Annotated in this window: 17 protein-coding genes, 3 pseudogenes and 1 riboswitch; of the genes and pseudogenes, 6 read left to right on the top strand and 14 right to left on the bottom strand. The window is 68.1% G+C overall.

Annotated features, from left to right (window positions below):
- Positions 1 to 436 precede the first annotated feature (436 nt).
- From ilvC to pheA, 5 genes are all read right to left on the bottom strand, one after another.
- Positions 437 to 1,453 carry a ketol-acid reductoisomerase gene (gene ilvC / locus ACZ5UM_RS01105; RefSeq protein ID WP_464846390.1) on the bottom strand — a complete coding sequence of 339 codons (1,017 nt, stop codon included), beginning with the start codon at positions 1,451 to 1,453 and terminating at the stop codon, positions 437 to 439.
- Complete coding sequence (gene ilvN, locus ACZ5UM_RS01110) at positions 1,428 to 1,961, bottom strand: acetolactate synthase small subunit (RefSeq protein WP_464846393.1); 534 nt, start codon at positions 1,959 to 1,961, stop codon at positions 1,428 to 1,430. Before ilvN ends, ilvC begins: the two co-directional genes overlap by 26 nt.
- A gap of 615 nt (positions 1,962 to 2,576) precedes the next feature.
- A complete protein-coding gene (locus ACZ5UM_RS01115; RefSeq protein WP_464846394.1) occupies positions 2,577 to 3,407 on the bottom strand; it encodes an HD-GYP domain-containing protein in 831 nt (276 codons plus the stop codon).
- A gap of 4 nt (positions 3,408 to 3,411) precedes the next feature.
- Positions 3,412 to 3,780, bottom strand: coding sequence for a response regulator (locus ACZ5UM_RS01120; RefSeq protein ID WP_464846396.1), 369 nt, complete (start codon positions 3,778 to 3,780; stop codon positions 3,412 to 3,414).
- Between the two features lie 64 nt (positions 3,781 to 3,844).
- The gene (gene pheA / locus ACZ5UM_RS01125; protein ID WP_273382115.1) at positions 3,845 to 4,672 is read right to left on the bottom strand and encodes a prephenate dehydratase; all 828 of its coding nucleotides are present in this window, start codon (positions 4,670 to 4,672) and stop codon (positions 3,845 to 3,847) included.
- 316 nt (positions 4,673 to 4,988) lie between these two features.
- Here pheA and ACZ5UM_RS01130 point away from each other — a divergent pair, with 316 nt between their 5' ends.
- Positions 4,989 to 5,489 carry a MarR family winged helix-turn-helix transcriptional regulator gene (locus ACZ5UM_RS01130; protein WP_464846398.1) on the top strand — a complete coding sequence of 167 codons (501 nt, stop codon included), beginning with the start codon at positions 4,989 to 4,991 and terminating at the stop codon, positions 5,487 to 5,489.
- 39 nt (positions 5,490 to 5,528) lie between these two features.
- On the opposite strand, the gene ACZ5UM_RS01135 is transcribed toward ACZ5UM_RS01130, so the two are convergent.
- Complete coding sequence (locus tag ACZ5UM_RS01135) at positions 5,529 to 7,148, bottom strand: putative polysaccharide biosynthesis protein (protein ID WP_464846400.1); 1,620 nt, start codon at positions 7,146 to 7,148, stop codon at positions 5,529 to 5,531.
- A 115-nt stretch (positions 7,149 to 7,263) separates the two neighbouring features.
- Between ACZ5UM_RS01135 and ACZ5UM_RS01140 the strand changes: the two genes are divergently transcribed.
- The 3 genes and pseudogenes from ACZ5UM_RS01140 to ACZ5UM_RS01150 form a co-directional block, all read left to right on the top strand.
- Complete coding sequence (locus ACZ5UM_RS01140; RefSeq protein WP_464846401.1) at positions 7,264 to 8,526, top strand: MFS transporter; 1,263 nt, start codon at positions 7,264 to 7,266, stop codon at positions 8,524 to 8,526.
- Positions 8,527 to 8,660: 134 nt separating this feature from the next.
- A pseudogene (locus tag ACZ5UM_RS01145) lies at positions 8,661 to 8,813 on the top strand (SLOG cluster 4 domain-containing protein); the annotation flags it as partial.
- 43 nt (positions 8,814 to 8,856) lie between these two features.
- Positions 8,857 to 8,994, top strand: a pseudogene (locus ACZ5UM_RS01150) (SLOG cluster 4 domain-containing protein); the annotation flags it as partial.
- A gap of 156 nt (positions 8,995 to 9,150) precedes the next feature.
- On the opposite strand, the pseudogene ACZ5UM_RS01155 reads toward ACZ5UM_RS01150, so the two are convergent.
- The 3 genes and pseudogenes from ACZ5UM_RS01155 to ACZ5UM_RS01165 all read right to left on the bottom strand — a co-directional run.
- Positions 9,151 to 9,522: pseudogene (locus ACZ5UM_RS01155) on the bottom strand (S-layer homology domain-containing protein); the annotation flags it as partial.
- Positions 9,523 to 9,798: 276 nt separating this feature from the next.
- Positions 9,799 to 11,592, bottom strand: a complete 1,794-nt coding sequence (locus ACZ5UM_RS01160) for an ABC transporter ATP-binding protein (protein ID WP_464848250.1) — start codon at positions 11,590 to 11,592, stop codon at positions 9,799 to 9,801.
- Positions 11,593 to 11,598: 6 nt separating this feature from the next.
- Entirely contained in the window at positions 11,599 to 13,590 is a 1,992-nt protein-coding gene (locus tag ACZ5UM_RS01165; RefSeq protein ID WP_464846402.1) for an ABC transporter ATP-binding protein, read from the bottom strand.
- A 289-nt stretch (positions 13,591 to 13,879) separates the two neighbouring features.
- A riboswitch (FMN riboswitch) is annotated at positions 13,880 to 14,057 on the top strand.
- A 143-nt stretch (positions 14,058 to 14,200) separates the two neighbouring features.
- On the opposite strand from ACZ5UM_RS01165, the gene ACZ5UM_RS01170 reads away from it, so the two are divergent.
- Positions 14,201 to 14,776 (top strand): ECF transporter S component, encoded by a 576-nt coding sequence (locus tag ACZ5UM_RS01170; protein WP_464846406.1) that lies wholly within the window; start codon positions 14,201 to 14,203, stop codon positions 14,774 to 14,776.
- A 1,092-nt stretch (positions 14,777 to 15,868) separates the two neighbouring features.
- Positions 15,869 to 16,711: a helix-turn-helix domain-containing protein gene (locus ACZ5UM_RS01175; protein ID WP_464846409.1), complete on the top strand. Its 843-nt coding sequence runs from the start codon at positions 15,869 to 15,871 to the stop codon at positions 16,709 to 16,711.
- On the opposite strand, the gene ACZ5UM_RS01180 is transcribed toward ACZ5UM_RS01175, so the two are convergent.
- From ACZ5UM_RS01180 to ACZ5UM_RS01200, 5 genes are all read right to left on the bottom strand, one after another.
- Positions 16,708 to 17,340: a response regulator gene (locus ACZ5UM_RS01180; RefSeq protein WP_464846410.1), complete on the bottom strand. Its 633-nt coding sequence runs from the start codon at positions 17,338 to 17,340 to the stop codon at positions 16,708 to 16,710. The genes ACZ5UM_RS01175 and ACZ5UM_RS01180 overlap by 4 nt on opposite strands.
- On the bottom strand, positions 17,315 to 18,877 hold the full coding sequence (locus ACZ5UM_RS01185) for a histidine kinase (RefSeq protein WP_464846412.1): 1,563 nt from the start codon (positions 18,875 to 18,877) through the stop codon (positions 17,315 to 17,317). The genes ACZ5UM_RS01180 and ACZ5UM_RS01185 overlap by 26 nt, the downstream gene beginning before the upstream one ends.
- Position 18,878: 1 nt before the next feature.
- Positions 18,879 to 19,643: a LiaF domain-containing protein gene (locus tag ACZ5UM_RS01190; RefSeq protein ID WP_464846415.1), complete on the bottom strand. Its 765-nt coding sequence runs from the start codon at positions 19,641 to 19,643 to the stop codon at positions 18,879 to 18,881.
- A 140-nt stretch (positions 19,644 to 19,783) separates the two neighbouring features.
- A complete protein-coding gene (locus tag ACZ5UM_RS01195; RefSeq protein ID WP_464846417.1) occupies positions 19,784 to 21,292 on the bottom strand; it encodes a UDP-N-acetylmuramoyl-L-alanyl-D-glutamate--2,6-diaminopimelate ligase in 1,509 nt (502 codons plus the stop codon).
- Positions 21,293 to 21,619: 327 nt separating this feature from the next.
- Positions 21,620 to 22,057, bottom strand: coding sequence for a magnetosome magnetite crystal formation protein family (locus ACZ5UM_RS01200; protein ID WP_464846421.1), 438 nt, complete (start codon positions 22,055 to 22,057; stop codon positions 21,620 to 21,622).
- Positions 22,058 to 22,139 lie beyond the last annotated feature (82 nt).

Consider the following 22,139-nt stretch of genomic DNA (forward strand, 5'->3'; position numbering starts at 1 on the left):
CCCGAGGGGGGCCCCGGTGTATCCGCTCTGTTCGCATTCGCTGTGGGTACCAGCCCACAGGGGGTCCACCGATGTATCCGCTCTGTTCGCATTCGCTGTGGATGCCAGCCCACAGGGGGTTCCCCCGGTGTATCCGCGCTGTTCGCATCCGCTGTGGGTGCCCGCCCGCAGGGGGTTCACCCGGTGTATCCGCTCTGTTCTCATTCGCTGTGGGTACCCGCCCCGACGGGGAGCGCCCGGTACCCGCTCTGTTCGCGTCCGCTGTGGATCCACGCTGGTCATCGCCCAGGGAAGATCCCTTCGAGCAGCTCACACTCGACGCAGCGCAGCGACCCACACGCAGCGAGAACAGCCCGGTATGGTCGCCACAGGTTGCCCCTCAGGCCCCCAGGTCCCCAGGCTCCGGGCCGCAGGACAGGCTGGCGCAGGGAACGTCTTACTCGCTCCGCACGCTGCCCACCGGCTTCGGCAGCCAGGGCATCATCGCCCGGAGGCGGGCGCCGACCTGCTCGACCGGGTGCTCGGCGTTCTGCCGCCGCAGGGCGTTGAACCGCGGCCGGCCCACCTGGTTCTCCAGGATCCAGTCCTTGGCGAAGGAGCCGTTCTGGATCTCCGCCAGCACCTGCTTCATCCGCTCCTTCACCTCGGGCCCGATCACCCGGGGACCGCTGACGTAGTCGCCGTACTCAGCAGTGTCGCTGATGGAGTAACGCATCGCGGCCATGCCGCCCTCGTACATCAGGTCCACGATCAGCTTCAGTTCGTGGAGGCACTCGAAATAGGCGATTTCCGGCGCATAGCCCGCTTCGGTGAGCACCTCGAAGCCGTACTTGACCAGCTGAGTCATGCCGCCGCAGAGGACGGCCTGCTCGCCGAAGAGGTCAGATTCGCATTCCTCTTTGAAGGTGGTCTCGATGACGCCCGCCCGGGTGCCGCCGATGCCCTTCGCCCAGGCGAGGGCGATGTCCTTACAGCGGCCGGTGGCGTCCTGATGAACCGCCATCAGACAGGGGACCCCCCGCCCCTCCAGGTACTGGCGCCGGACCAGGTGGCCGGGGCCCTTGGGGGCGATCATGAAGACGTCCACGTCCGCCGGGGGCCGTACCTGGCCGAAGTGGATCGAGAAGCCGTGGCCGAAGCCCAGCGCCTTGCCCGGCTTCAGGTGGGGCCGGATGTGCTCCTCGTAGACCCGCCCCTGCTGCTCGTCGTTGATGAGGATCATGATGACATCGGCCATCTCGGCCGCCGCCGCCACGGGGGCCACCTTCAGGCCGGCCTCCTCGGCCCGGGCCCAGCTGGGACGGCCCTCCCGCAGGCCCACGGTCACATCCAGCCCGGAGTCCCGCAGATTGAGGGCGTGGGCGTGGCCCTGGCTGCCAAACCCGATGACTGCGATCTTCTTCCCCTGCAGGGCCGCGAGATTGGCATCAGACTCGTAGTACAGCCGCGTCATGGTACCGCTCCTCCCTCTGCACCGTCATCGACTGCGCCCCCCGCGCCAGGGCGATGATCCCCGTGCGGGCGACCTCCTGGACACCGAACTCCTGGGCCAGGCTGATCAGGGCCTCCACCTTGTCGTGGGTGCCCGTGACTTCGAGGATGACCGCCTGGTGGCCCACATCCACCACGTTGGCCCGGAAGACCGACGCGAGCTGCAGGACCTGCGGACGGCGCTCCGGGTCGACGCTGACCTTGATCAGGGCCAGCTCCCGGGCCACGCTGTGCTCCGCGTCCAGGTCGGCCACCTGGATCACCTCGATCAACTTGTCCAGCTGCTTGGAGACCTGGTCGAGCGTGGACTTGTCGCCCTCCACGACCAGGGTCATCCGGGAGATGGCCGGGTCGTCTGTCACCCCGACAGCCAGGCTCTCAATGTTGAACCCCCGCCGCCGAATCAACCCTGCCACCCGCGCCAGCACGCCCGGATGGTTCTCCACCAACACCGCCAGGATGCGCTTCACCCGACCTCACCTCCTCAAGTCGCTGCCACTGGGGAAAAGAGAAATCCCCATCGCTCAGGTTCTGCACCCTCGCGATAGGGACGATCTGACCGTCGTGGTACCACCCTACTTCGCCCTTCCCCCCGTGCCGGGGCCCCCGGCGCCGGGGCCGGCCCCATACGGGCGGAAGAGCCTCATCCTGCATAACGGCCTGGCGGCCGGCGCCCGCCTACTGACTGTGCGGCGCCGCGTTCGGCCTGTTCTCTCAGCCGGCAGCGGCGGGGAGGGCACAGAGGTTCAGCGGGGCAGCTACGGGGTGAGATTCAGACCGGTACGGGTACGGCCTTCCCAGCGCCGGCCGCTCTCTGGAACCCGTGGATCCGGTCCTACTGGCCCCGTCATCGCTTTGTCCCATATTCCCTGCGGTGATCCGCGTGTACTTTACTTGACTAACGTGTCAGCGTATTGATTGCGATTGTACCCACGCCCTTCCCCTCTGTCAACACCTCTTGCACACTTTTTCACATTTTCCCGGATCGAGCGGCACGCAGGCCCGTGCAGACAGACAGAAAAAGGCAGCGGGAAACAGAAATCCGTTTCCCGCTGCCGTGCACTCGGGCAGTGCGGAAAGGCGCGCTAGATCGCGTACAGCTCCCGCGTCACCTCTTCCTGCAGGGCCTGGTGGATCAGGCCGTCTTCGTACAGCCGCACGAACGCGGGCACGAGTCCCGGATCGAACTGGGTGCCGGCGCAACGGCGGATCTCGGCGACCGCTGCGTCCATGCTCATCGGCGCACGGTAGACGCGGGCGCTGGTCATGGCGTCGAAGGCGTCGACGATCGCAAGGATGCGCCCCTCGATGGGGATGTTCTTCCCCGAAAGCCCCTCGGGATAGCCCTTGCCATCCCACCGCTCGTGGTGCGACAGCACGAACGGAATCGCAGGTTCCAGGGCGTGGATGCCCTGCAGGATCTGCGCCCCGATGACGGTATGCTCCTTCATCAGCTCGTACTCATCGGCGGTCAGCCGCCCCGGTTTGCGCAGGATGGCGTCGGGCACGCCGATCTTGCCGATGTCGTGGAGCAGGGCGCCCATACGGGCGATGGAAAGCTTCTCGCGCTCCCAGCCCAGTCGGTCGCAGAAGGCGATCGTGATGCGGGCCACGCGGTCGGTGTGGCCGCGCGTGTATGGATCCCGGGCTTCGATGGCGTTCGCCAGCGCGCCCACGGTGGCCACCAGCATGCGCTCCAGCTCGATGGTCCGCTGCCGCACCAGCTGATACTCGCGGTTCAGATCCTCCGCATACGAGAGCAGCTGCGCCCGCAGCAGCCCGACCTCGGCGGCATGGCGGGACAGATCGGCGCGCACCCCGCCGAAATCTTTGGCGAGGAGCAGGCTCTGGGCTCGCCAGTAGCGGACCTCCCGTTCCAACTCGTCGCGCGTCAGCCCGGAGATGTCGTCGTACATGGGCTCAGTCCTCCGCCCGGGCGAGGAGTTCCTCGACGGCGCCCAGCAGGCGCAGCGGGCTGTAAGGTTTGGGAAGGAAAACGTCGGGACCGGCATCGCCGACCTCCGGCGGGGTTTCCTGCTCCGTGAGCAGGATGACCGGGGTGCTCCCGGATCCCATATCGCGTTTGATGGCGCGGCATACCTCCACACCGCTGACACCCGGCATCGACTCGTCGAGTATGACCAAGTCAGGCTTGTGCTTCTCCCGCAGCGCGAGAGCCTGGACGCCGCCCGAAGCTTCGATGATCTGATAGCGGGGATCCTGAAGGGTGGCACGAAGCAGGTTGCGTCTCGAATGGTCTGCGTCGGCGATGAGGATCTTCTTGATCACTCGGCTTTCCTCCTTGCCGGGATACGCCACCAGTGCTGTTCGCTCCCCTCCCTGCGAAATCCTGCTACTCCAACACTGTTGCCCGCCTGAAAGAACCCAACACCTTACAATAGTTCGCATGCTTCGCCAACTCTGCCAAAGCCGCGCGCACATCCGGATCGTCACGATGGCCCTCGAAGTCCAGGTAGAAGACGTACTCCCAGGGCCGATTGCGCGAGGGCCGCGACTCCAGCTTCAGCAGGTTGATGTTCCGCCTGGCCAGGGCCGAAAGCGCCAGGTAAAGCGAGCCCGGCTGGTGGGCGAGGGCCAGGAAGAGCATGGTCTTCTGGGGCCCCTCTTCCCGCGGGGCGGGATGCCGCTGCAGCTGCACAAAGCGCGTCACGTTGTCCTTGATGGTCTGAATCGACTCCGCCAGCACCGTAAGCCCATACCGCTCGGCGGCGCCCAGTCCGGCCACCGCGGCGACACCGGTCAGACCCTGCTCGCGAATCATCTTGGCCGACCCGGCCGTGTCGTAAGTGGCGACCACCTCCACGCCCAGTTCACGCAGAAAGCGGTCGCACTGGGCAAGGGCCTGCGGATGCGAGATGACCCGGCGGATGTCCGCCAGGGTCTGCCCCGGAAGGGCGAGCAGCGCATGGTTCACCGGATGGAGCACCTCGCCCGCCACGTACAGGTCGTACTGGCGCAGCAGGTCGTACACGTCGTTGATGGAGCCCGCCTGCGAGTTCTCCACGGGCGCGAGCCCGTAGTCCACCGTACCGCTGGCCACCGCCTCGAAGAGATCGGCAAAGGTCTTGCACGGATACGGCTCTGCCGACGGGCCGAACCGGGCGCGCACGGCCTCGTCCCCGTAGGCGCCCAGCTCCCCCTGAAAGGCGACGACCGGCATAGGGTTCACTCCCGAACACGATTTTGGGGTTCATTCTATCATACATCGGGGTTTCCGGCGAGCATTCGGTATCAGAATTGGGTGCGGAGAATATGTATGAGTATACGGTAAATGGGAACCATAGTGATGACAGAGCGAACAGTCCCATGTGAACCTGCCTCGCGGGAAATGAGGGAAAGAAAATCAATTTCACCTTCTCCCTTTATTGACAATATTTGGGTTCCATGGGATAATGGGTTCTGCGAACGCGATGGAGCGGCCGGTGTCCTTCTGGTCAAGGCCGTGCCACCGAAAAAGCGAAAGGTTGGTGAAAGGCTTGAAACAACTGGCCGATTCGGCCCCGGCAGATCGGTTTACGCCTGAGAACATTCTTCCCCTCCTTCAGACCATCGCCGACCTGGTGGAAAAACGGTGTCACCGGTTCCTCAGCCGGAACTACGGGCTGACCATGCCCCAGTACCAGCTGCTCCTCGCGGCGATGTACGGCGGGGCGACCACCCTGGGCAGCCTTGCGGACGAGCTCAACTGCTCGCGCGGCAACCTCACCGGGGTAGCCGACCGGCTGGAGCGGGACGGCTGGCTGGTGCGGGAGCGCAGCACGGAGGACCGGCGGGTAGTCAACATCCGCCTGACCGAAAAGGGCAAGAAGGTGTGGGAAATCAAGAACGCGCTGGCCAAGGAGATGGCCGAGATTGCGAAAATCTGGTCGCCTGACGAGATGACCATCATGCTTCGTGCCCTCGAGCGGCTGTACGGCGAGCTGAAGGGCGAGACGGTCAAGCAGACCGCCGAGAAGCCGGCGACCGAAGCGATGTAGACAGGGACCACCTGGTGGAGGCCAGGTGGTCCCTGCGCGTCAGCTCCAGGGCCACAATATCGCCATCCACCGCTCCAGGCGCGGGGCGAAGGGGCCGGCCATCGCCAGCAGCTCCGTCCGGGTGATGCTGCGCGTGGCGATCAGTGTTCCGCCGTAGAGGAGCGGCGCGGCCACGGCGGCGGCGGCCAGGGCCTCCATGCGCCCCGCCGGGCTCCAGAGAGCGGCGACCAGGCCCACCAGGCCCAGGCCCATCACCAGGGAGGCAACCATCGGCCCCATCAGGATGCGGCCCCAGGGCACCGGCTCCCCCAGCAGCCGCTCCAGGGCCAGGGCGTTGAACCACAGGGCGGTGAAGAACATGATCACCGAGGCGGTGGCGACGCCGTTGACGTCGATGCCCCGGACCGGCGCCAGCATCCCGTCGAGGGCCAGCTTCAGCCCCATCGCCAGGGTGAGGTTGCGCATGGGCACCCCGGTCTCCCCCAGGGCCTGCAGCTGGGCCACGGTCATCCAGGTGAGCGGCCCCAGGAGCGCCACCGGCCCCAGGTGGCGCAGCGGGTCTGCTGCCAGCGGCTCCCCAAAGAGCAGTGCAATCGGGGCCGCGAGCACCATGGCGCCGATGGCGACGGGCAGGCAGATCAGGCTGGCCGTCCGCAGCCCCAGCACCACCCGCTGCCGCACGGCCTGCATGTCCCCCCGGGCCTGGGCGGCGGTGAGGGTCGGCACGGTGGCGTTGGCCACCGCGTTGGTGAGCACGAAGGGGAACCAGACCACCTGCACGGCGATGCCGGCGAAGGCGCCGTAGAGCGCGGTGGCCTCGGCGGGCGGGTAGCCGGCCTTCAGGAAGCCCCGCTGGACGATGGAGACGTCCAGCACGTTCAGCAGGGGCATGGTGACCGAACCCAGGGTAACGGGCCACGCGAGCCGCAGCATGCGCATTCCCAGTCCCCGGGGTACGGGCCGGGCAGCCTTCGAGGCGGCCTTCGAGGCAGCCGCCGGGGCCTCGTCCAGGTCTGGCTCCTCCTCCGCCTGTTCCCGGCGCACCCGCCAGAGCATGAAGAGCACCGAGGCCAGGGCCCCGACCGTGATTCCCAGGGCCGCGCCGGCCGCGGCGTACTCCAGGCCCAGCGGCAGCAGCAGGATGGCTGCGCCCATGCTGACGGCGATCTTGGTCCCCTGCTCCACCACCGAAGCCACGGCGCTGGGGGTCATCCGCTTCTGTCCCTGCATGTAGTGGCGCAGGACCGAGTCCAGGCCGTTCAGAATGACCGCCGGGGCCAGGGCCACCAACGGCCAGTAGGCGCGGGCATCGCCAAGGGCCCGGGCCAGGAACGGGGCGCCGACGAGGAGCAGGCAGGCGGCCGCGCCGCCGGCGAGCAGCCCGTAGGTGAGGGCCAGGCGCAGCACCCGGTGCATGACGTCCCGCCGGCCCCGCTCGTTGTACTCGGCCACCAGGTTCTGCACGGCGACGGGCACGCCGCCCACCGCGAGATGGAGCAGGGCGTTATAGGCCGGCAGGGCCATCTGGTAAATGCCCAGGCCCTCCGAACCCACCAGGCGGGTGAGGGGCAGCCGGACCAGGAGGTTGCCGATCTTGATGAGGAGCCCCGCCAGCGCCAGGGCGGCCGCGCCTCTCAGCACCGACTCTCTCCGGCTCATGCTCGTCCCCCCTCCGAAGCAAGTTATGCCGAGGATGCAGGGGACATGCCGGGCTGCAGGAGTTTGCCTCCGCATGACTAATTCTGTCACTAATCGGGGAGGCGAATTAAATACCATGGATCAGGCGCGGCGGAACCTCTACGTGCTCTGGTTTGGCAACTTCCTTACAGCGTGCAGTTTCTCCCTGGTGATGCCCTTCCTGCCCCGATTCATCGCGGAGCTGGGGGTCACGGCCAACCTGTATACGTGGTCCGGGCTGATCTTCTCGATCACCTTCTTCTCCAGCTCGATCATGGCGCCCATCTGGGGCAGCCTGGCGGACCGCTACGGCCGCAAGCCGATGCTGATCCGAGCGGGCGTGGCCATCAGCACCGTCTACCTGCTGATGAGCTTCGTCACCACCCACATACAGCTCTTCTGGCTGCGGCTGCTCAACGGCGCCTTCTCCGGCTTCATCCCCTCGGCCATCGCGCTGGTGGCCACCAACACGCCGGAGGACCGCGTCGGCCGCTACCTGGCGATCCTGCAGACGGGAATGGCCACCGGCACCATCCTGGGGCCGCTGCTGGGCGGAACCCTGGCGGAGCTCATGAGCATCCGCTGGACGATGCGGGTGGCCTCGGGGCTGGTCCTGGTCTCGGTGCTGCTGGTGATCTTCCTGGTGCGGGAGCGGGTCATCGGCGCCGGGAAGGCCCGGTCCAGCGTGCTCGCCGACCTGAAGCTGGCGGTGTCCGACAGGCGGCTGCTGGCACTTATGGTCGCGGCGCTGATGATCCAGGCCTCGCTTCAGTCGCTGCAGCCGATCCTGTCCAACTTCATCCCCACCCTGGCCCGTGAGGGGTGGATCGCCGCCACCACCCGTCTCCTCTTCGGCGAGGGCGACGCTTCCGACTTCATCGTGGGCTTCGTCTTCTCCCTGCCGGCGGTCGCGACGGTGCTGACGGCGCCGCGCCTCGCACGGATGGGCGAGCGGATCGGCTTCGGCCGCATGCTCTCCGTGGGCCTCATGGCCGCGGGCCTGCTGGTGCTGCCCCAGTCCCTGGTGCAGACGGTGGGCTGGCTGATCCTGCTGCGCTTCGTGTTCGGCATCGCCACGGCGGCGGTGCAGCCGTCGGTCCACGCCGCCCTGGCCGAGGTGGTGCACCCCTCCTTCCGGGGCCGGGCGTACGGCATCAACACCAGCGCCAACAACCTGGGGTCGGTGCTGGGCCCGTCGCTGGGCGGCTGGGTGGCCGACGCCTTCGGCCCCCGTGCGGTCTTCGTGGTGACGGGGATCGTGATGCTGGGGGCCTCGGCCTGGGTCCAGCGGATGCTGGTGGGCCGGCAAACGAATGAGCCGCTGGTGGGTGCGCCGGAGGGGGAAATGGGGGCGGAATAGGAAAGGACTGGAGCCGGTGCATCGTGCGTGCCCGGCTCCAGTCGTCTTCTGTCTCCCTTCCTGTCGCGGCGGCGGGGGCATCGAAACCCGTGCCGCGTGTTCGGCGTCATCACCGCACGAGGAGGGACGTGCAAATGGTCCTGCGGATCACGGTAATCGGCCAGTCAGGACCCATCAGCGAGCGACTGCGGGCGGCCGCCTACACGGTCGGGCGCGCCGCCGGTGCACGGGGGGCGCTGCTGTTCACCGGCGGACGGGACGGCGTGATGGCTGCCGCCAGCGAGGGCGCCCAATCGGCGGGCGGGATGACGGTCGGGATCCCGCCGGGAGATGACGTGCGGCAGGCCAACCCCCGACGTCACCGTGCCGGTAACGACGTGCCTCACGTTCCAGGGGCGGAGCGAGGTGCTGATCCACGCGGCCGACGCCGTCATCATCGTGGGCGGTGGCGCCGGAACGCTGGCCGAGATCGCCATCGCCTACCTTCACCGCAAGCCCATGGTCGCCCTCCGGGGAGTGGGCGGCTGGGGGGACCGGCTGCCTGCGGCGCTGGTGGACGGGTGCTACCTGGATGACCGGCGCCTGCGGCTCGTAGCGCCCCTCACCGCGACCACGCAGCAGACCCAGGTGATAGACCAGGGCCACATCGCCCTCCGCCCAGGCCGCAATCTCAGCCCGGTCGGAGAGACTGGCGAGCAGCGCCTCGGCCCCCTCGGCGGTGAGGCCTGCCTCCACCCCCCGCTGGCGCAGCGCTCGGGCGAGGAGGGCGGCCATCACCTGCCGGGCGATGGTGTCCAGCGGCCAGAACTGTCCTCCGGCTCCCTGAATCAGCCCGGCTCTGGCCACCGCCTCGACGTCGGCGTAGAACCACTCAGCGGGGTCCACGTCAGTGAAGGTGGCTCGGCTGGCGTGAACCGCTCGAGGCCCAGCGTGCGGACCCGCAGGGCAGCAAACTCGGCGCCGGTCACCGCCCGCCCGGGGTTGAACCGGCCCCACTGGTCGCCGCGAACGACGTTCCGGGCGGCCATCGCCTCCAGATCAGCGCGCGCCCAGCACGCCCACGTTGGTCAGCGGGCTGTCGTTCCTGCTGAGAAAGGCATCTCCTGCTGCGCAGCCTGTGCCGGCGGTCCTGTCCGCCAGGGTCTCCCCGCTGCTCACACCTGTCCGCCTGGCCAGCCTATCGGGCGCCCCCTCAGGATCCTCCGCCGCTCCCGACGGGCCGCTGCCCCCGCTCCTGTCGGGTGCGGCGCCACGCTCCTGCCCGGCCAGTGATCACACTCCCTCCCACTGCCCCCGGTACAGCTCCGCATACCGTCCGCCCAGGGCCAGCAGTTCCTCATGCCGCCCCTGCTCCGTGATCTGACCGTCCTCGATGTAGTAGATCCGGTCCGCGGACCGAATGGTGGAAAGCCTGTGCGCAATCACGAAGGCCGTCCGCCCCCGGAGCAGCGTCTGTAAGGCCGACTGGATCACCGACTCCGTGTGCGTGTCGATGTTGGAGGTCGCCTCGTCCAGGATCAGCACCGCGGGGTCCGCACACAGCGCCCGGGCGAAGGCGATCAGCTGCCGCTGGCCCACCGAGAGCTTCGCCCCCCGCTCGTGCACCTCGGTGTCGTAGCCCTTCTCCAGCCGCGTGATGAACTCGTGGGCGCCCACCGCCCGGGCGGCGGCCTCCACCTCCTCGTCGGTGGCGTCCGGCCGGCCGTAGCGGATGTTCTCCCGGATCGTGCCCGAGAACAGAAAAGTGTCCTGCAGCACGATGCCCAGCTGCGACCGCCAGGACCGCTGGGTCACGGTGGTCAGGTCCACGCCGTCGACCAGCACCTGCCCCTCCTGCGGCTCGTAGAACCGGGCCAGCAGGTTGATGATGGACGACTTGCCGGCGCCGGTCGGCCCCACCAGGGCGATGGTCTCCCCCGGCTCCGCCCGCAGGTTGATCCCCTTCAGCACCACCTGGCCGGGCTCGTAGCCGAAGACGACGTTCCGGAACTCCACCCGGCCGGCCACGCGGGGCAGGTCGCGGGCGCCGGGCCGGTCCACGATCTCCGGCTGCTGGTCCAGCAGCTCCGCCACCCGCTCCGCCGAGACCACCGCCGCCTGGAACACGTTGAACACCTGCGACAGGTCGCGGATGGGCATGAAGAACCGGTTCAGGTACAGGATGAAGGCCGCCACCTGGCCCACGGTCACATCGGCCGTGCCGCCCCGGAGCAGGACGCCGCCATACCAGAGCACCAGCGTGACGCCGAAGGCGGAGACCAGTTCGATGGAGGGCATCATCGTCGCCCAGACTCGCACCGCCCCCAGGTTGGCCTGACGGAACCGCTCGTTGATGTCGTCGAACTGCTGCTGGTTGCGGGCCTCCCGCCCGTAGGCCTGGGTGACCCGGATGCCGGCGATGGCCTCGGCCAGGTGGGCGTTCATATCCGCGGCCCGGCGGCGCATGGTCATGAAGGCGTCCCGCATCCAGCCCCGGAAGATCCGCAGCACGACGAGCAGGGTCGGGATGGTGATGAAGGAGACCAGGGCCAGCCGCCAGTTCATCCAGAGCATGGTGGCCATGATGGTCACCAGCACCAGGGAGTCGGCGAACAGGCTGACCAGCCCCGAGGAGACCAGCTGGTTGATGGCGTCCACGTCGGACATGAGCCGGGACATGATGCGGCCCGTGGCCATGGAGTCGAAGAAGCGGAAAGAGAGCCGCTGCAGGTGGCGGAACATGCGGTCCCGCAGGTCGTAGATGATGGACTGTCCCACGAAGGAGACGATGTAGGTCTGGCCGTAGCTGGACCACCAGTTGAGGAGGGCGGTGGCCAGGAAGGCCAGGGCCACCAGGTCGAGCCCTGCGGGGTCGCCCTCGGCGACGAACCGGTCGATGGCCACCTGGGTCAGATAGGGCCCCACCAGCCCGGTGAGGGCGGTGGTGACCATCAGCACGACGCCCAGACCCAGCCGGGGCACGTAGGGGCGGATGAGGGATCCGAGCAGCCGGTAGACCCGGGGGTCCACCTCGCTCAGCTTCACGTCGTAGTCGTCGAGCCGGAAGGCGCCGGGGCCGCCACGCATCGCCACCTAGACCACCTCCTCCGCAGGCCGGAGCTGCAGTTCGTAGATCCGCCGGTAGAGCCCCTCCCGCCGGATCAGTTCCTGGTGGGTGCCCCGGGCGGCGATGCGCCCGTCCTCCAGCACCAGCACCAGGTCGGCCTTCATCACGGTGGAGAGGCGTGAGGCGATGATGAACGTGGTCCGGCCCGCCATCAGCCGCTCCATGGCCTGCTGGATCAGCCGCTCGGTGGCCACGTCCACGGCCGACGTGGACTCGTCCAGCAGGAGGATCGGCGCGTCGGTGAGCAGTGCGCGGGCGATGGCGATGCGCTGCTTCTGCCCGCCGGAGAGCCCCACGCCCCGCTCCCCCACGATGGTGTCGTACCCCTGGGGCAGGCTCTCAATGAAGTCGTGGATCTGCGCCGCCCGGGCCGCCGCCTCGATCTCCTCCGGGCTGGCGTCCGGCCGCCCGTAGGCGATGTTCTCCCGCAGCGTGGTGGAGAAGAGGAAGGTCTCCTGGGGAACGATGGCCACGTGCCGCCGCAGCGAGGCGAGGGTCACGTCGCGCACGTCCACGCCGTCGATGCACACCCGCCCGGCGGTGGGGTCGTAGAAGCGGGGGATGAGGTGGAGCAGCGTGGACTTGCCCGAGCCGGTGAGGCCCAGCACCGCCACCTTGGTGCCCGGGGCCACGTCGAGGTGAATGTCCCGGAGTACCGTCTCGCCGGTGGCGTAGCGGAAGGAGACGCCCTCGAAGGTGACTCTGCCGGCGACCGGGCGGGGGGTGCGGCCCGTCACGACCACAGGGGCTTCGGCTGCGGCGGCTTGGGCACTGTCGCCAGCCGCGGCCAACGGGGCTTCGACTGCGGCAGCTTGGGCACTGTCGTCAGCCGCGGCCAACGGGGCTTCGACTGCGGCAGCTTGGGCAGTGTCGCCAGCCACGGCCAACGGGGCTTCGGCTGCGGCGGCTTGGGCACTGTCGTCAGCCGCGGCATCAGGTGCTTCACGCCTAGCACCGCTTGCGACCACGTCCTCCAGGTCCCGGGCGCCGGGGCGGTCGGCGACCTCGACGGGCGTGTCCAGCAGGGCGAAGATCCGCTGCAGGCTCGCCGCCGCCCGGGTGAAGTGGGAGATCGCCATGCCCAGCATCCGGACCGGGCCGACCAGCTGCGTCACGTAGGCGTTGAACGCCACAAGCGTGCCCACCGAGATCGCACCGGCCATCGCCCGGCGGCCGCCGTACCAGAGCACCGCGACCGCGCCGACCGCGGTGAGGAAGTTCATGTAGTTGGTCCAGAAGGCGCTCAGTCGAATCGCCCTGAGGTTGGCTGTCTGAAACGCATCGTTGGCGGCACGAAACCGGACGATCTCCTCCTCCTCCCGGGCAAAGGCCTTCACCACCCGCACCCCGGCGATGTTCTCCTGCAGCGTGGCCGACAGTTCGGCCGTCTTCGCCTGCACCTCTCCCCAGGCCGCCCGCGACCCGGCCTGGAATCGGGCGATGGCGTGCACGAGGAGCGGGAGGAACAGCAGGGAAACGATGGCCAGACGCCAGTCCATGAGGAACATGGCGATGACCACCGCGATGATGGAGCCCAGGTGGGTCAGCCCGTTGACCAGGGCCATCCCGGCGGCCATGCGCACTGCGTCGACATCTGCGGTGGCCCGGGACATCAGTTCACCGGTCTGGGCCTGATCGTAGAAGGCGAAGGAGAGCTGCTGCAGGTGGCGATACACCTGCGACCGCAGTTCGGCGACAACCCGCGTCGAGACGAGTTCCATGCTGTAACGCTGGCCAAAACGCAGTCCGCCCTGGACCAGGGCCGCGACAATAACGCCCAGTGCCCCGGGCACCAGGTACTGCCACTGTCCGGCCTCCAGCACCAGGTCGGTGACGAAACGGATGATCTGCGGTTGGACCGTGCTGAGCAGGGAGACCAGCGCGATCTGGGTCAGGCTGAGCATCACCAGCGGCAGGCCCGGACGGTACAGGGGCCAGAGCCGCTTCCAGAACTGCATGTGCAGCTCACCTCAGTATAGAAGCTGGAGGCACAAACGCTCATCTATGATCGGTTGGCCCTTTCCTGTGCATAGTCATAGTATAGCGGCTGACAAGAATGATGCACAACACAAATAACCCACGGCGCTGACTGTTGTCCTGGTGAATCGCCCCATCGGCGGCCTATCGTCGCTGGTCGGGACGAACCGCGATCGCTCCGTGGGCAAATCTTTGTTATGGTAACCGTACGCCTCCAGTATATCTCCCAGGTTGCATCTGGCTCGTGACCGTGGTATCATACTAGCCAAAGAGCGCCTTCAGGGCAGGGTGAGGCGGCATCTGCCGCCAATTCCCGACCGGCGGTGATGCTCTCCGCAGCGCGGAAGAGACGAGCGCCGCGAGCGTCGTGCAGCCACAGAGCCGCACGAACGCAGACTCCGGTGAGAATCCGGGGCCGACGGTACAGTCCGGATGGGAGAAGGCGAGAGAGGCAGCCCTGCGCCCGCAGGGAGGCTCTTTCTTGCTGTGCCCGCAACCCCACCCCGGAAGGCGTCCGGGGTGTTCTGTTTTCCCCGGACAGGGACGGGGTTGTGGCCCTCCAGGCGCAGATCAAGAAGGAGTGGATGGGAGATGCGCAACGAACGTCTGCACCGGCTTGTCATGATCGGCATGTTGGGGGCCATGGCTTTTCTGCTGATGTTCTTCGGTCAGATCTACGTTCCGCCTTTCGCGGAGTTCCTCCGCTACGACCCCGGCGACGTTCCGGCGGTCGTGGCGACCTACACGCTGGGCCCCGCAGCCGGTGTGGCCATCCAGGGGATCAAGATCGGGCTCTTCATGCTCTCCGGCAGGAGCAGCGCAGGCTGGGTCGGCGGGTTGGCCAACTTCGTGGCCGGCGCGGCCCTGGTCATCGCCGCGGGGGTCTCGCACCGTCTCTTCGACCGGGCGGGCCTGAAGCACTGGGGGTGGACCTTCCTCTCCGCCGTCATCGGCACGGTGATCATGGCGGCCATCTTGATTCCGGCGAACGCACTCTTCATCTACCCGCTGTGGGGGATGCAGGGCACCGCCGCCTGGGTCGGTGCGCTCACGCTGTCGACCCCGTTCAACCTCTTCAAGGGTATGCTTTCGACGAGCATCAGCCTGGCGTTCTACCGGCGGCTGGAGCCGTTCCTCCTGGGCCGTACGGCAAACCGGGTGGCATGAGACAGGTAGTGGGAAACAGGTAGTGGGGAACAAGCCCTGCGGCGGTTGCCGCAGGGCTTGTTCGCGCCCTTGCGGGCGCCAGCCCCGCCCCACGGGACCCAGCGGGACCTGGTGGGGTCCACCGTCGGTATTAACCACTCGGCCCCGCAGTTCGCCGGACCACGGGGCCCACTCCTTCCTTCTCACTCCCATCCTGACCGCCCGGTACCCGGGGTCACACGCCCGGTTCCGCGCGAAATGTGCACCTGCCGCTGCGGGGCTACTGTACATACCGCGCGCTCGCCGCCCGGCCGCCGGACCACGGGGCCCACTCCTTCCTTCTCACTCCCATCCTGACCGCCCGGTACCCGGGGTCACACGCCCGGTTCCGCGCGAAATGTGCACCTGCCGCTGCGGGGCTACTGTACATTCCGCGCGCTCACCGCTCGGCCGCCGGACCATGGAGCCCACTCCTTCCTTCTCACCCCCATCCTGACCGCCCGGTACCCGGGGTCACACGCCCGGTTCCGCGCAAAATGTGCACCTGCCGCCGCGGGTCTACTGTACATTCCGCGCGCTCGCCGCCCGGCCGCCGGACCACGGGGCCCACTCCTTCCTTCTCACTCCCATCCTGACCGCCCGGTAGCCGGGGTCACACGCACGGTTCCGGGCGGAATGTGCACCCGTCGCCGCGGGTACACTGCACATTCTGCGCGCTCGCCGCCCGGCCGCCGGACCACGGGGCCCACTCCTTCCTTCTCACTCCCATCCTGACCGCCCGGTAGCCGGGGTCACACGCACGGTTCCGGGCGGAATGTGCACCCGTCGCCGCGGGTACACTGCACATTCTGCGCGCTCAGCACCCAGCTGCTGACCCACGATGGAGGAAGGAATTCCCATTCCTGGCATCGAACTGGTATTCTGGTGATGCGTATGATTGTGCGGTATCGTCCTGGGCAGATCAAGGTGCCCCGGCTAGTGCTCCTCCACCACGCGTTGAGCGCGACGGCCAAGGTGCAGTGGGCAGCCCGGCAGCTCTCACCGAAGAACCAACGAGAACTCCTCGCACTGTCCGGTCTCTCTCGCAGATGCATAGAGTCGGGCCGAGAGCAGTTGGAGCGTCTCGACCTTCTCGACCGCGTTGTACCCGGCAAGGGCGGGTATGCGCTCCTTCCTGTCGATCTCCTGTGCAGTAAGGGGGTGCATGCCCAAGCCAAGGTGATATACGGCGCCATCCAGTTCTGCCCAACCTTTGTCGACCAGCATGCCAAGACCGACGTTGAGCAACTGGCGCGTTTCACAGGCCTGCATCCGGCGACAGTGCGGCGGGCACTGCACGCCCTGACGGGCTCGGGCTGGGTGGAAATCCAACGGCTCCGGCGTACAGGGCCGTTCATCGTCCTCGTTCGCAATCCCCAACTCATTGCACAACTGCGCATGATCGCTGCCATCGACGCCCGACTCGCAAAGGCCCCTTACTACGGTGAAGGCCTCATGCGCGAGTGGCTCACCCTGCTCATCCCACTTGACCACTTCGAAGACGACGCTTCGCCAGGGTTCCTGATCAACCCGTATACAGGCGAAGAAATGCAGTTCGACCGTCTCTACCCACCTGATGTGGCGTTTGAGTTCAACGGCCCGCAGCATTACGGGCCGACGGCGCTGTACCCCAGTGAGGAGCAGGCGCGCCGGCAGATGGGCCGCGACCTCATCAAGCGGGATATTTGCACGAATCGGGGCATTCAACTTGTGACCGTCCACGCCGAGGATCTTTCACTGGAGGGCATGCTGAGACTCATCCCGAACTGCTTGCCCCGGCGCAATCTTGACGGCATGGATCTGGTCATCGAGCACCTGGAGTCCCTGAGCCAGAAGTACAGGCAGCGACCGCTTCTTCCCCCGCCTCTGCCAAAGAGAAACCCTCCCGGGACGGAGGCCCGGGAGGGAGTCCTCTAGACGAGCTTGTTCTGCAATGCATAAATCGCCAGCTGCGTCCGGTCTTGCAGGTGTAGCTTCTCTAACAGGTGGGATACGTGGGTCTTCACAGTCCGTTCGCCGATGAACAGCCGTTCCCCGATCTCCTTGTTGGACAGCCCCTGGGCGATGAGCCGCAGGACCTCCATCTCCCGGGGGGTGATCTCATCCACCCCCGCCTGGGGCCTGGGCGGGGCGGTCAGCTCCTGCATCATGCGTTGGGCCGCGATCGGATGGAGCGTGGGCTGCCCCGAGACGGCCTTCTTGATGGTCTCGGCCAGCTCCTCGGCGGCGATGTCCTTCAGCACGTAGGAGAGCGCACCGGCCCGGATCGCCGGGACGACGAGCTCGTCATCGGGCATCGAGGTCAGGACGATGACCTTCGCACCGGGATGCGCCGCCAGACAGCGCTTCGTCCCTTCGATGCCGTCGACGCCCGGCATCATCAGGTCCATCAGGATGACATCCGGCTTCAGCTCGGCCGTCATCTTGGCGGCCTCCTCGCCGTTTTCCGCTTCGCCGACCACCACGATCTCGGGTTCCGTCGACAGGTAGATCTTCAGCCCCTCGCGCACCATCTTGTGGTCATCCACGATCAGCAGCCGAATCACCCGGTGCCACCTCCTGACCGTCCTGCGCCTTCTGGTCCGCCGCAGCGTTCTCGCGTCCGCCGCCCTCAGGCTGCTCCGGCGGCAGGACCGCCAGCACCTCGGTGCCTTCGCCCGGTGCGCTCCGCACCTGGAGGCGGCCGCCCAGGGCGTGCATCCGCTCCCGCATTCCCGTGAGGCCTACCGCCGTCGGCCGGATGCCGGCCCGCCGGTCGAACCCGACGCCGTCGTCGGCCACGACCAGGCGCACCTCGCCGTCCTCGCTCCGCTGTAGCACGACGCGGACCCGCTGCGCCCGGGCGTGCTTGGACACGTTGTTCAGCGCCTCCTGCGCCACCCGGAACAGCGCCTCGGCCCGCGCGCCCCGGAGCCTGAGGGATTGGTCGATCTCGTTCTCGATCACCCAGTTCTCCCGCTCCGCTGCGGTGTTCACGTATTCGGCCAGGGCCGGACCCAATCCCTGCTGCTCCAGGGTGGTCGGCCTGAGCTGCAGGATCATCTCCCGAATCTGGCTGTGGGCCGTACGGGCCATCTCCTCCAGATTCGCCAGTTCGCTGACCAGTTGAGGATCCAGGCCTACCGGCCCGGCGCTGCCTGCAGCGCCCACGCCGGCGGCACCTGCAGCGCTGCCTCCAGCGCCCACGCCGACCGCACCTGCAGCGCTGCCCCCAGCGCCCACGCCGACCGCACCTGCAGCGCTGCCTCCAGCGCCCACGCCGACCGCACCTGCAGCGCTGCCCCCAGCGCCCACGCCGACCGCACCTGCAGCGCTGCCCCCAGCGCCCACGCCGACCGCACCTGCAGCGCTGCCTCCAGCGCCCACGCCGACGGCACCTGCAGCGCTGCCCCCAGCGCCCACGCCGACGGCACCTGCAGCGCTGCCTCCAGCGCCCACGCCGACCGCACCTGCAGCGCTGCCCCCAGCGCCCACGCCGCCGGCGCCTGCCGCACCGCCCGGGCTGCCCGCACCCTGAGCCCCGCCCACCGCGGTCCCGGCGCTTGCCGCGGCGGCCGCCACGCGCTTCCGCAGCGCCGCGGCCCGCAGCGACAGCACAAACAGCTGCTGGTTCACCGTGTCGTGCAGGTCCCGTGCGATGCGGGCCCGCTCCTCCAGCGCGGCGCCGCGGCCAGCCTCCTCAGCCAGCAGGCGGTTCTGTTCCGCCAGGCGGGAGAGCTGGCCTACCGCCTGCTCCAGGTACGCAGCCATCTGGTTCAGCTGCGCCTCCAGTTCGCCGAGCTCATCCGGCTCGACCACCGCAAGACGGGCCGACAGCTCCCCCCGGCTGATGCGCATCGCCAGGTCGCCGGCGTTCCACAGCCGGTGCTTGATTTCCCTCGCGAGGGAAAACCCCCACGCCGAGGTGATCAGCCCGCCCACGAGCCCCACGCCGACCCCGGCCAGCAGCGTGAGCTCGAACGGAAGTCCGTAGGTCGTCGCGGCCCAGAAACCCGTGGCGGCCAGCACGCTGCTCAGGAGCCCGGAGGCGAGGTTGATGGCAGAGAGCCGCCACTGCATCCCGATCGATCGCCGTTCGATCATGTCAGAAAACCTCAAAGTCCGACGCCGGCACCTGCTCGATGCGAATCGAGCCGACGCGCACCGACGCGTCGATGATGATCTCCGCATGGGCGCCGGGAACGATCTCCTCCCGCTCCAGGTGGACGTACCCCACGCCGGAGCGGCTCTCGCCCAGCACCCTTACTTCGCCGATGGTCGACTCAGCCCGGGCCCGCACCGAGACTGTGTCGGGCACCTTCACCACCGCGTCGCCGACCACCTGGCTCACCTCGATACGGTGCGGCCCCGGGGCGATGACCGCGGTGGTGAGGTCCAGCTTCAGGTCGCCGACGAAGGTCTGCAGCTTGATGTCGTCCTCCAGGCTCCAGGGCTCACGGCCGTACCGCAGGTCGCCCACCATCTGCGCCGTGACCCGCTTCTTGTACGCCCCCTTGTGCCCCTTCGGCCCGGGCGGTCCGGACGCGCCCTGACCGACCAGCATGGAAAGCCCCAGCGCCACGATGAGGACCGGCCAGCCGTGCCGGGCGACGTCGCCCCCGGTCACGGTGGTGACCCCCGACCGCGACAGGATGGAAAACGCGCCCATGGCCGCAATCCAGAGCCCCAGGGCCACGGTGAAGAGATCCGGGCGGCGGCGCGACAGGCCGTCGCCGGCGATCGCCAGGCCGATGAGCACCCCCGCGACCGACCAGAAGGACAGGCCCGTGGTCACGCCCAGCGTCTGCAGCAGAAACAGCACTCCAAGCCCGATCAGCAGAAGTCCCCCGGCGTACTGCCGCAACTGCATCCTCTCCTTCCGGTAACCCTGGCACCATCCTACCGCACGGGGCCATCTGCGGACAGGTACGCGAGTGCGAAAGAGGGCATCGTACCTGAGTACGATCTGCACCCAGGCACAACGCCCCTGCGCGACGATCTCCGGCCACGCTAGGCCCGCACGCCCCGGGCCTCCTCCTCCCGGGCCCGGCTCTGCAGGGCGGCCACGGCCTCCGCCACGTCGCCCCGCCAGGTGGTCGGGTGCTGCACCTCCAGCTCCGTCTCGGGCCCCTTGCCGGTGATCAGCACGATGTCGCCCGTGCGGGCCATGCGGATGGCCTCGCGGATCGCCTCCACCCGATCCTCGATGAGCAGGATCTCCACCTCGTCCCGGGTCACGCCGGAGGCGATCTGACGGGCGATCTCCAGGGCGTCTTCGGTCCGGGGATCCTCTTCCGTCAGCACCAGCACATCGCAGTACGCACCGGCGATCCGGCCCATATCCGGACGCTTGGACGGATCGCGCTGGCCGGCCGAGCCGAACACCATGATCACCCGGGCGCCCGGCTCCTTCACCCGGGTCACGTCCGTGAGCAGCTTCTCGAAGCCATCGGGCGTGTGCGCGTAGTCCACCACGACCGTGAAGTCCTGCCCCTCGTCGATGCGCTCGAAGCGGCCGGGCGCGCCTTTGGCGATGCGCAGCGCGCGGGCGGCGGTCTCCAGCCCGAAGCCGAGAGCCAGCCCGGCCCCGACAGCAGCCATGGCGTTGGCGATGTTGTATGTACCGAAGAGATTCGGTGCCTCCACGGCGGCCTGGCCGAAGGGGGTGATGAGCCGATAGCGGGAGCCGGACGCGGTGAGCTGCGCATCCACCGCCCGGATGTCGGCCCCCTCGCTGAAACCGTACGTCAGGATGCGGACGCCGGCGGGCATCTCCTCGATCAGCCGGCGGCCGTAGGGGTCGTCGATGTTGACCACCGCCGCCGCGCCCGGCTCAAGCGTGCGGAAGAGCCGGGCCTTGGCCGCGTAGTAGCCCTCCATGTCCCCGTGGTAGTCGAGGTGTTCATGGGTGAGGTTGGTGAAGACGGCCACGTCGAACCGGCAGTGGTCGGTACGCCGCTGCTCCAGCGCATGGCTGGAGACCTCCATCACCGCGCCCCAGGCGCCGCGCCGGAGCATCGTGGCCAGCAGCCGGTGTATCGTCTGCGGCTCGGGCGTGGTGTAGCCGGACTTGCCTTCCAGCTTCTCCGGGCCCAGCATCATGCCGGCCGTGCCGATCACGCCCATGGTCCGGCCGGCCGCCCGCGCGATGGCCTCGACCAGGAACGCGGTGGTCGTCTTGCCGTTGGTGCCGGTGATGCCCACCATCTTCAGGCTGCAGGAAGGAGAGCCGTAGAAGCGGTCCGCCAGGGCGCTCAGGGCCCGCCGCGGGTCAGACACCACGGCCGCGCCGACCCCTACCGGCGCCGGCCAGGGCCGCTGGCTCACAACGGCGACCGCCCCGCGCCGGAGGGCATCGGGGATGAACTGGTGCGCATCCACCTGCGCGCCGGGGATGCAGACGAACAGGTCGCCGGGCTTCACCGTGCGGGAGTCCGCGGCGATGCCGGTGACGGTGATGTCAGGAGCCTGCAGCACCTGGGCCGAATCCAGGGCGGACAGCAGATCGACGAGTTTCAACGATAGTCCCTCCTGCACATTAAAGCCCTGATCATCTAAGCCTCTTTCGACGTATCGGCCGCGCATCCTGTCGAGCGAGCCCGAAATAGGGGCGATGTTCCGTCGACACGTCTGTCGAACGGCTCCGGCGCAGGCGGCGTCGTGGGGTACGGCGTCAGGATGCAGCCCGCGAAAGGGTGGATGTACCGGGATTGTATCCAGCGGGAACATAAAACATACCGTCAAGAAGGCCCGCCCGGCAAAAGCCGGACGGGCTTTCTTGACGGTATGACCAGGAACAGTCTGCGGAACCGGCGCCGCCTGCGCACGGGCGCCGCCGGCGGTCGGCTACACGTTGATCCGGTCAACGAAACCGCCAACCACGGGGTAGGTGTACTCCTCCCCTTTCTGCGCGTTCATCAGCCCGAGGACGGCGCAGACGATCGCGGCCACGCCCACGGCAAAGCTGATGAGCCCCGTCAGGCCCAGGATGGCGAAGGCGCCCCCAATCGAACCGGCCGCCGCCGCCCCCACGGTCATGGCGCTCGCCACGATGAACAGCCCGAAGGTAAACAGAAAGAGGAAGACTTGCAGCCCTGCAGCCTGCTTGGCGTGGCGGACTACGAACGGGCTCTTGGTTTTCCACATGAAGTAGAGCACCACCGACACGACCGCCGCCAGCCACCCCAGGTAGCGCAGGCCCCCCAGAAACGAACAGACGCCGGTGAGCAGCACGAGCCCGTGGGCGATCATGGCGAGGTTGCGGTCCTCGGAGCCGGGATTCATGCCCATCCCTCCTGCCGACCGGCTGCGCGCACCTTCCCGTCAGGGGCCGTCACCCGCCCCGGCCGCCTCGCAGACCGGTCGA

It is taken from the genome of Symbiobacterium ostreiconchae (assembly GCF_055396975.1).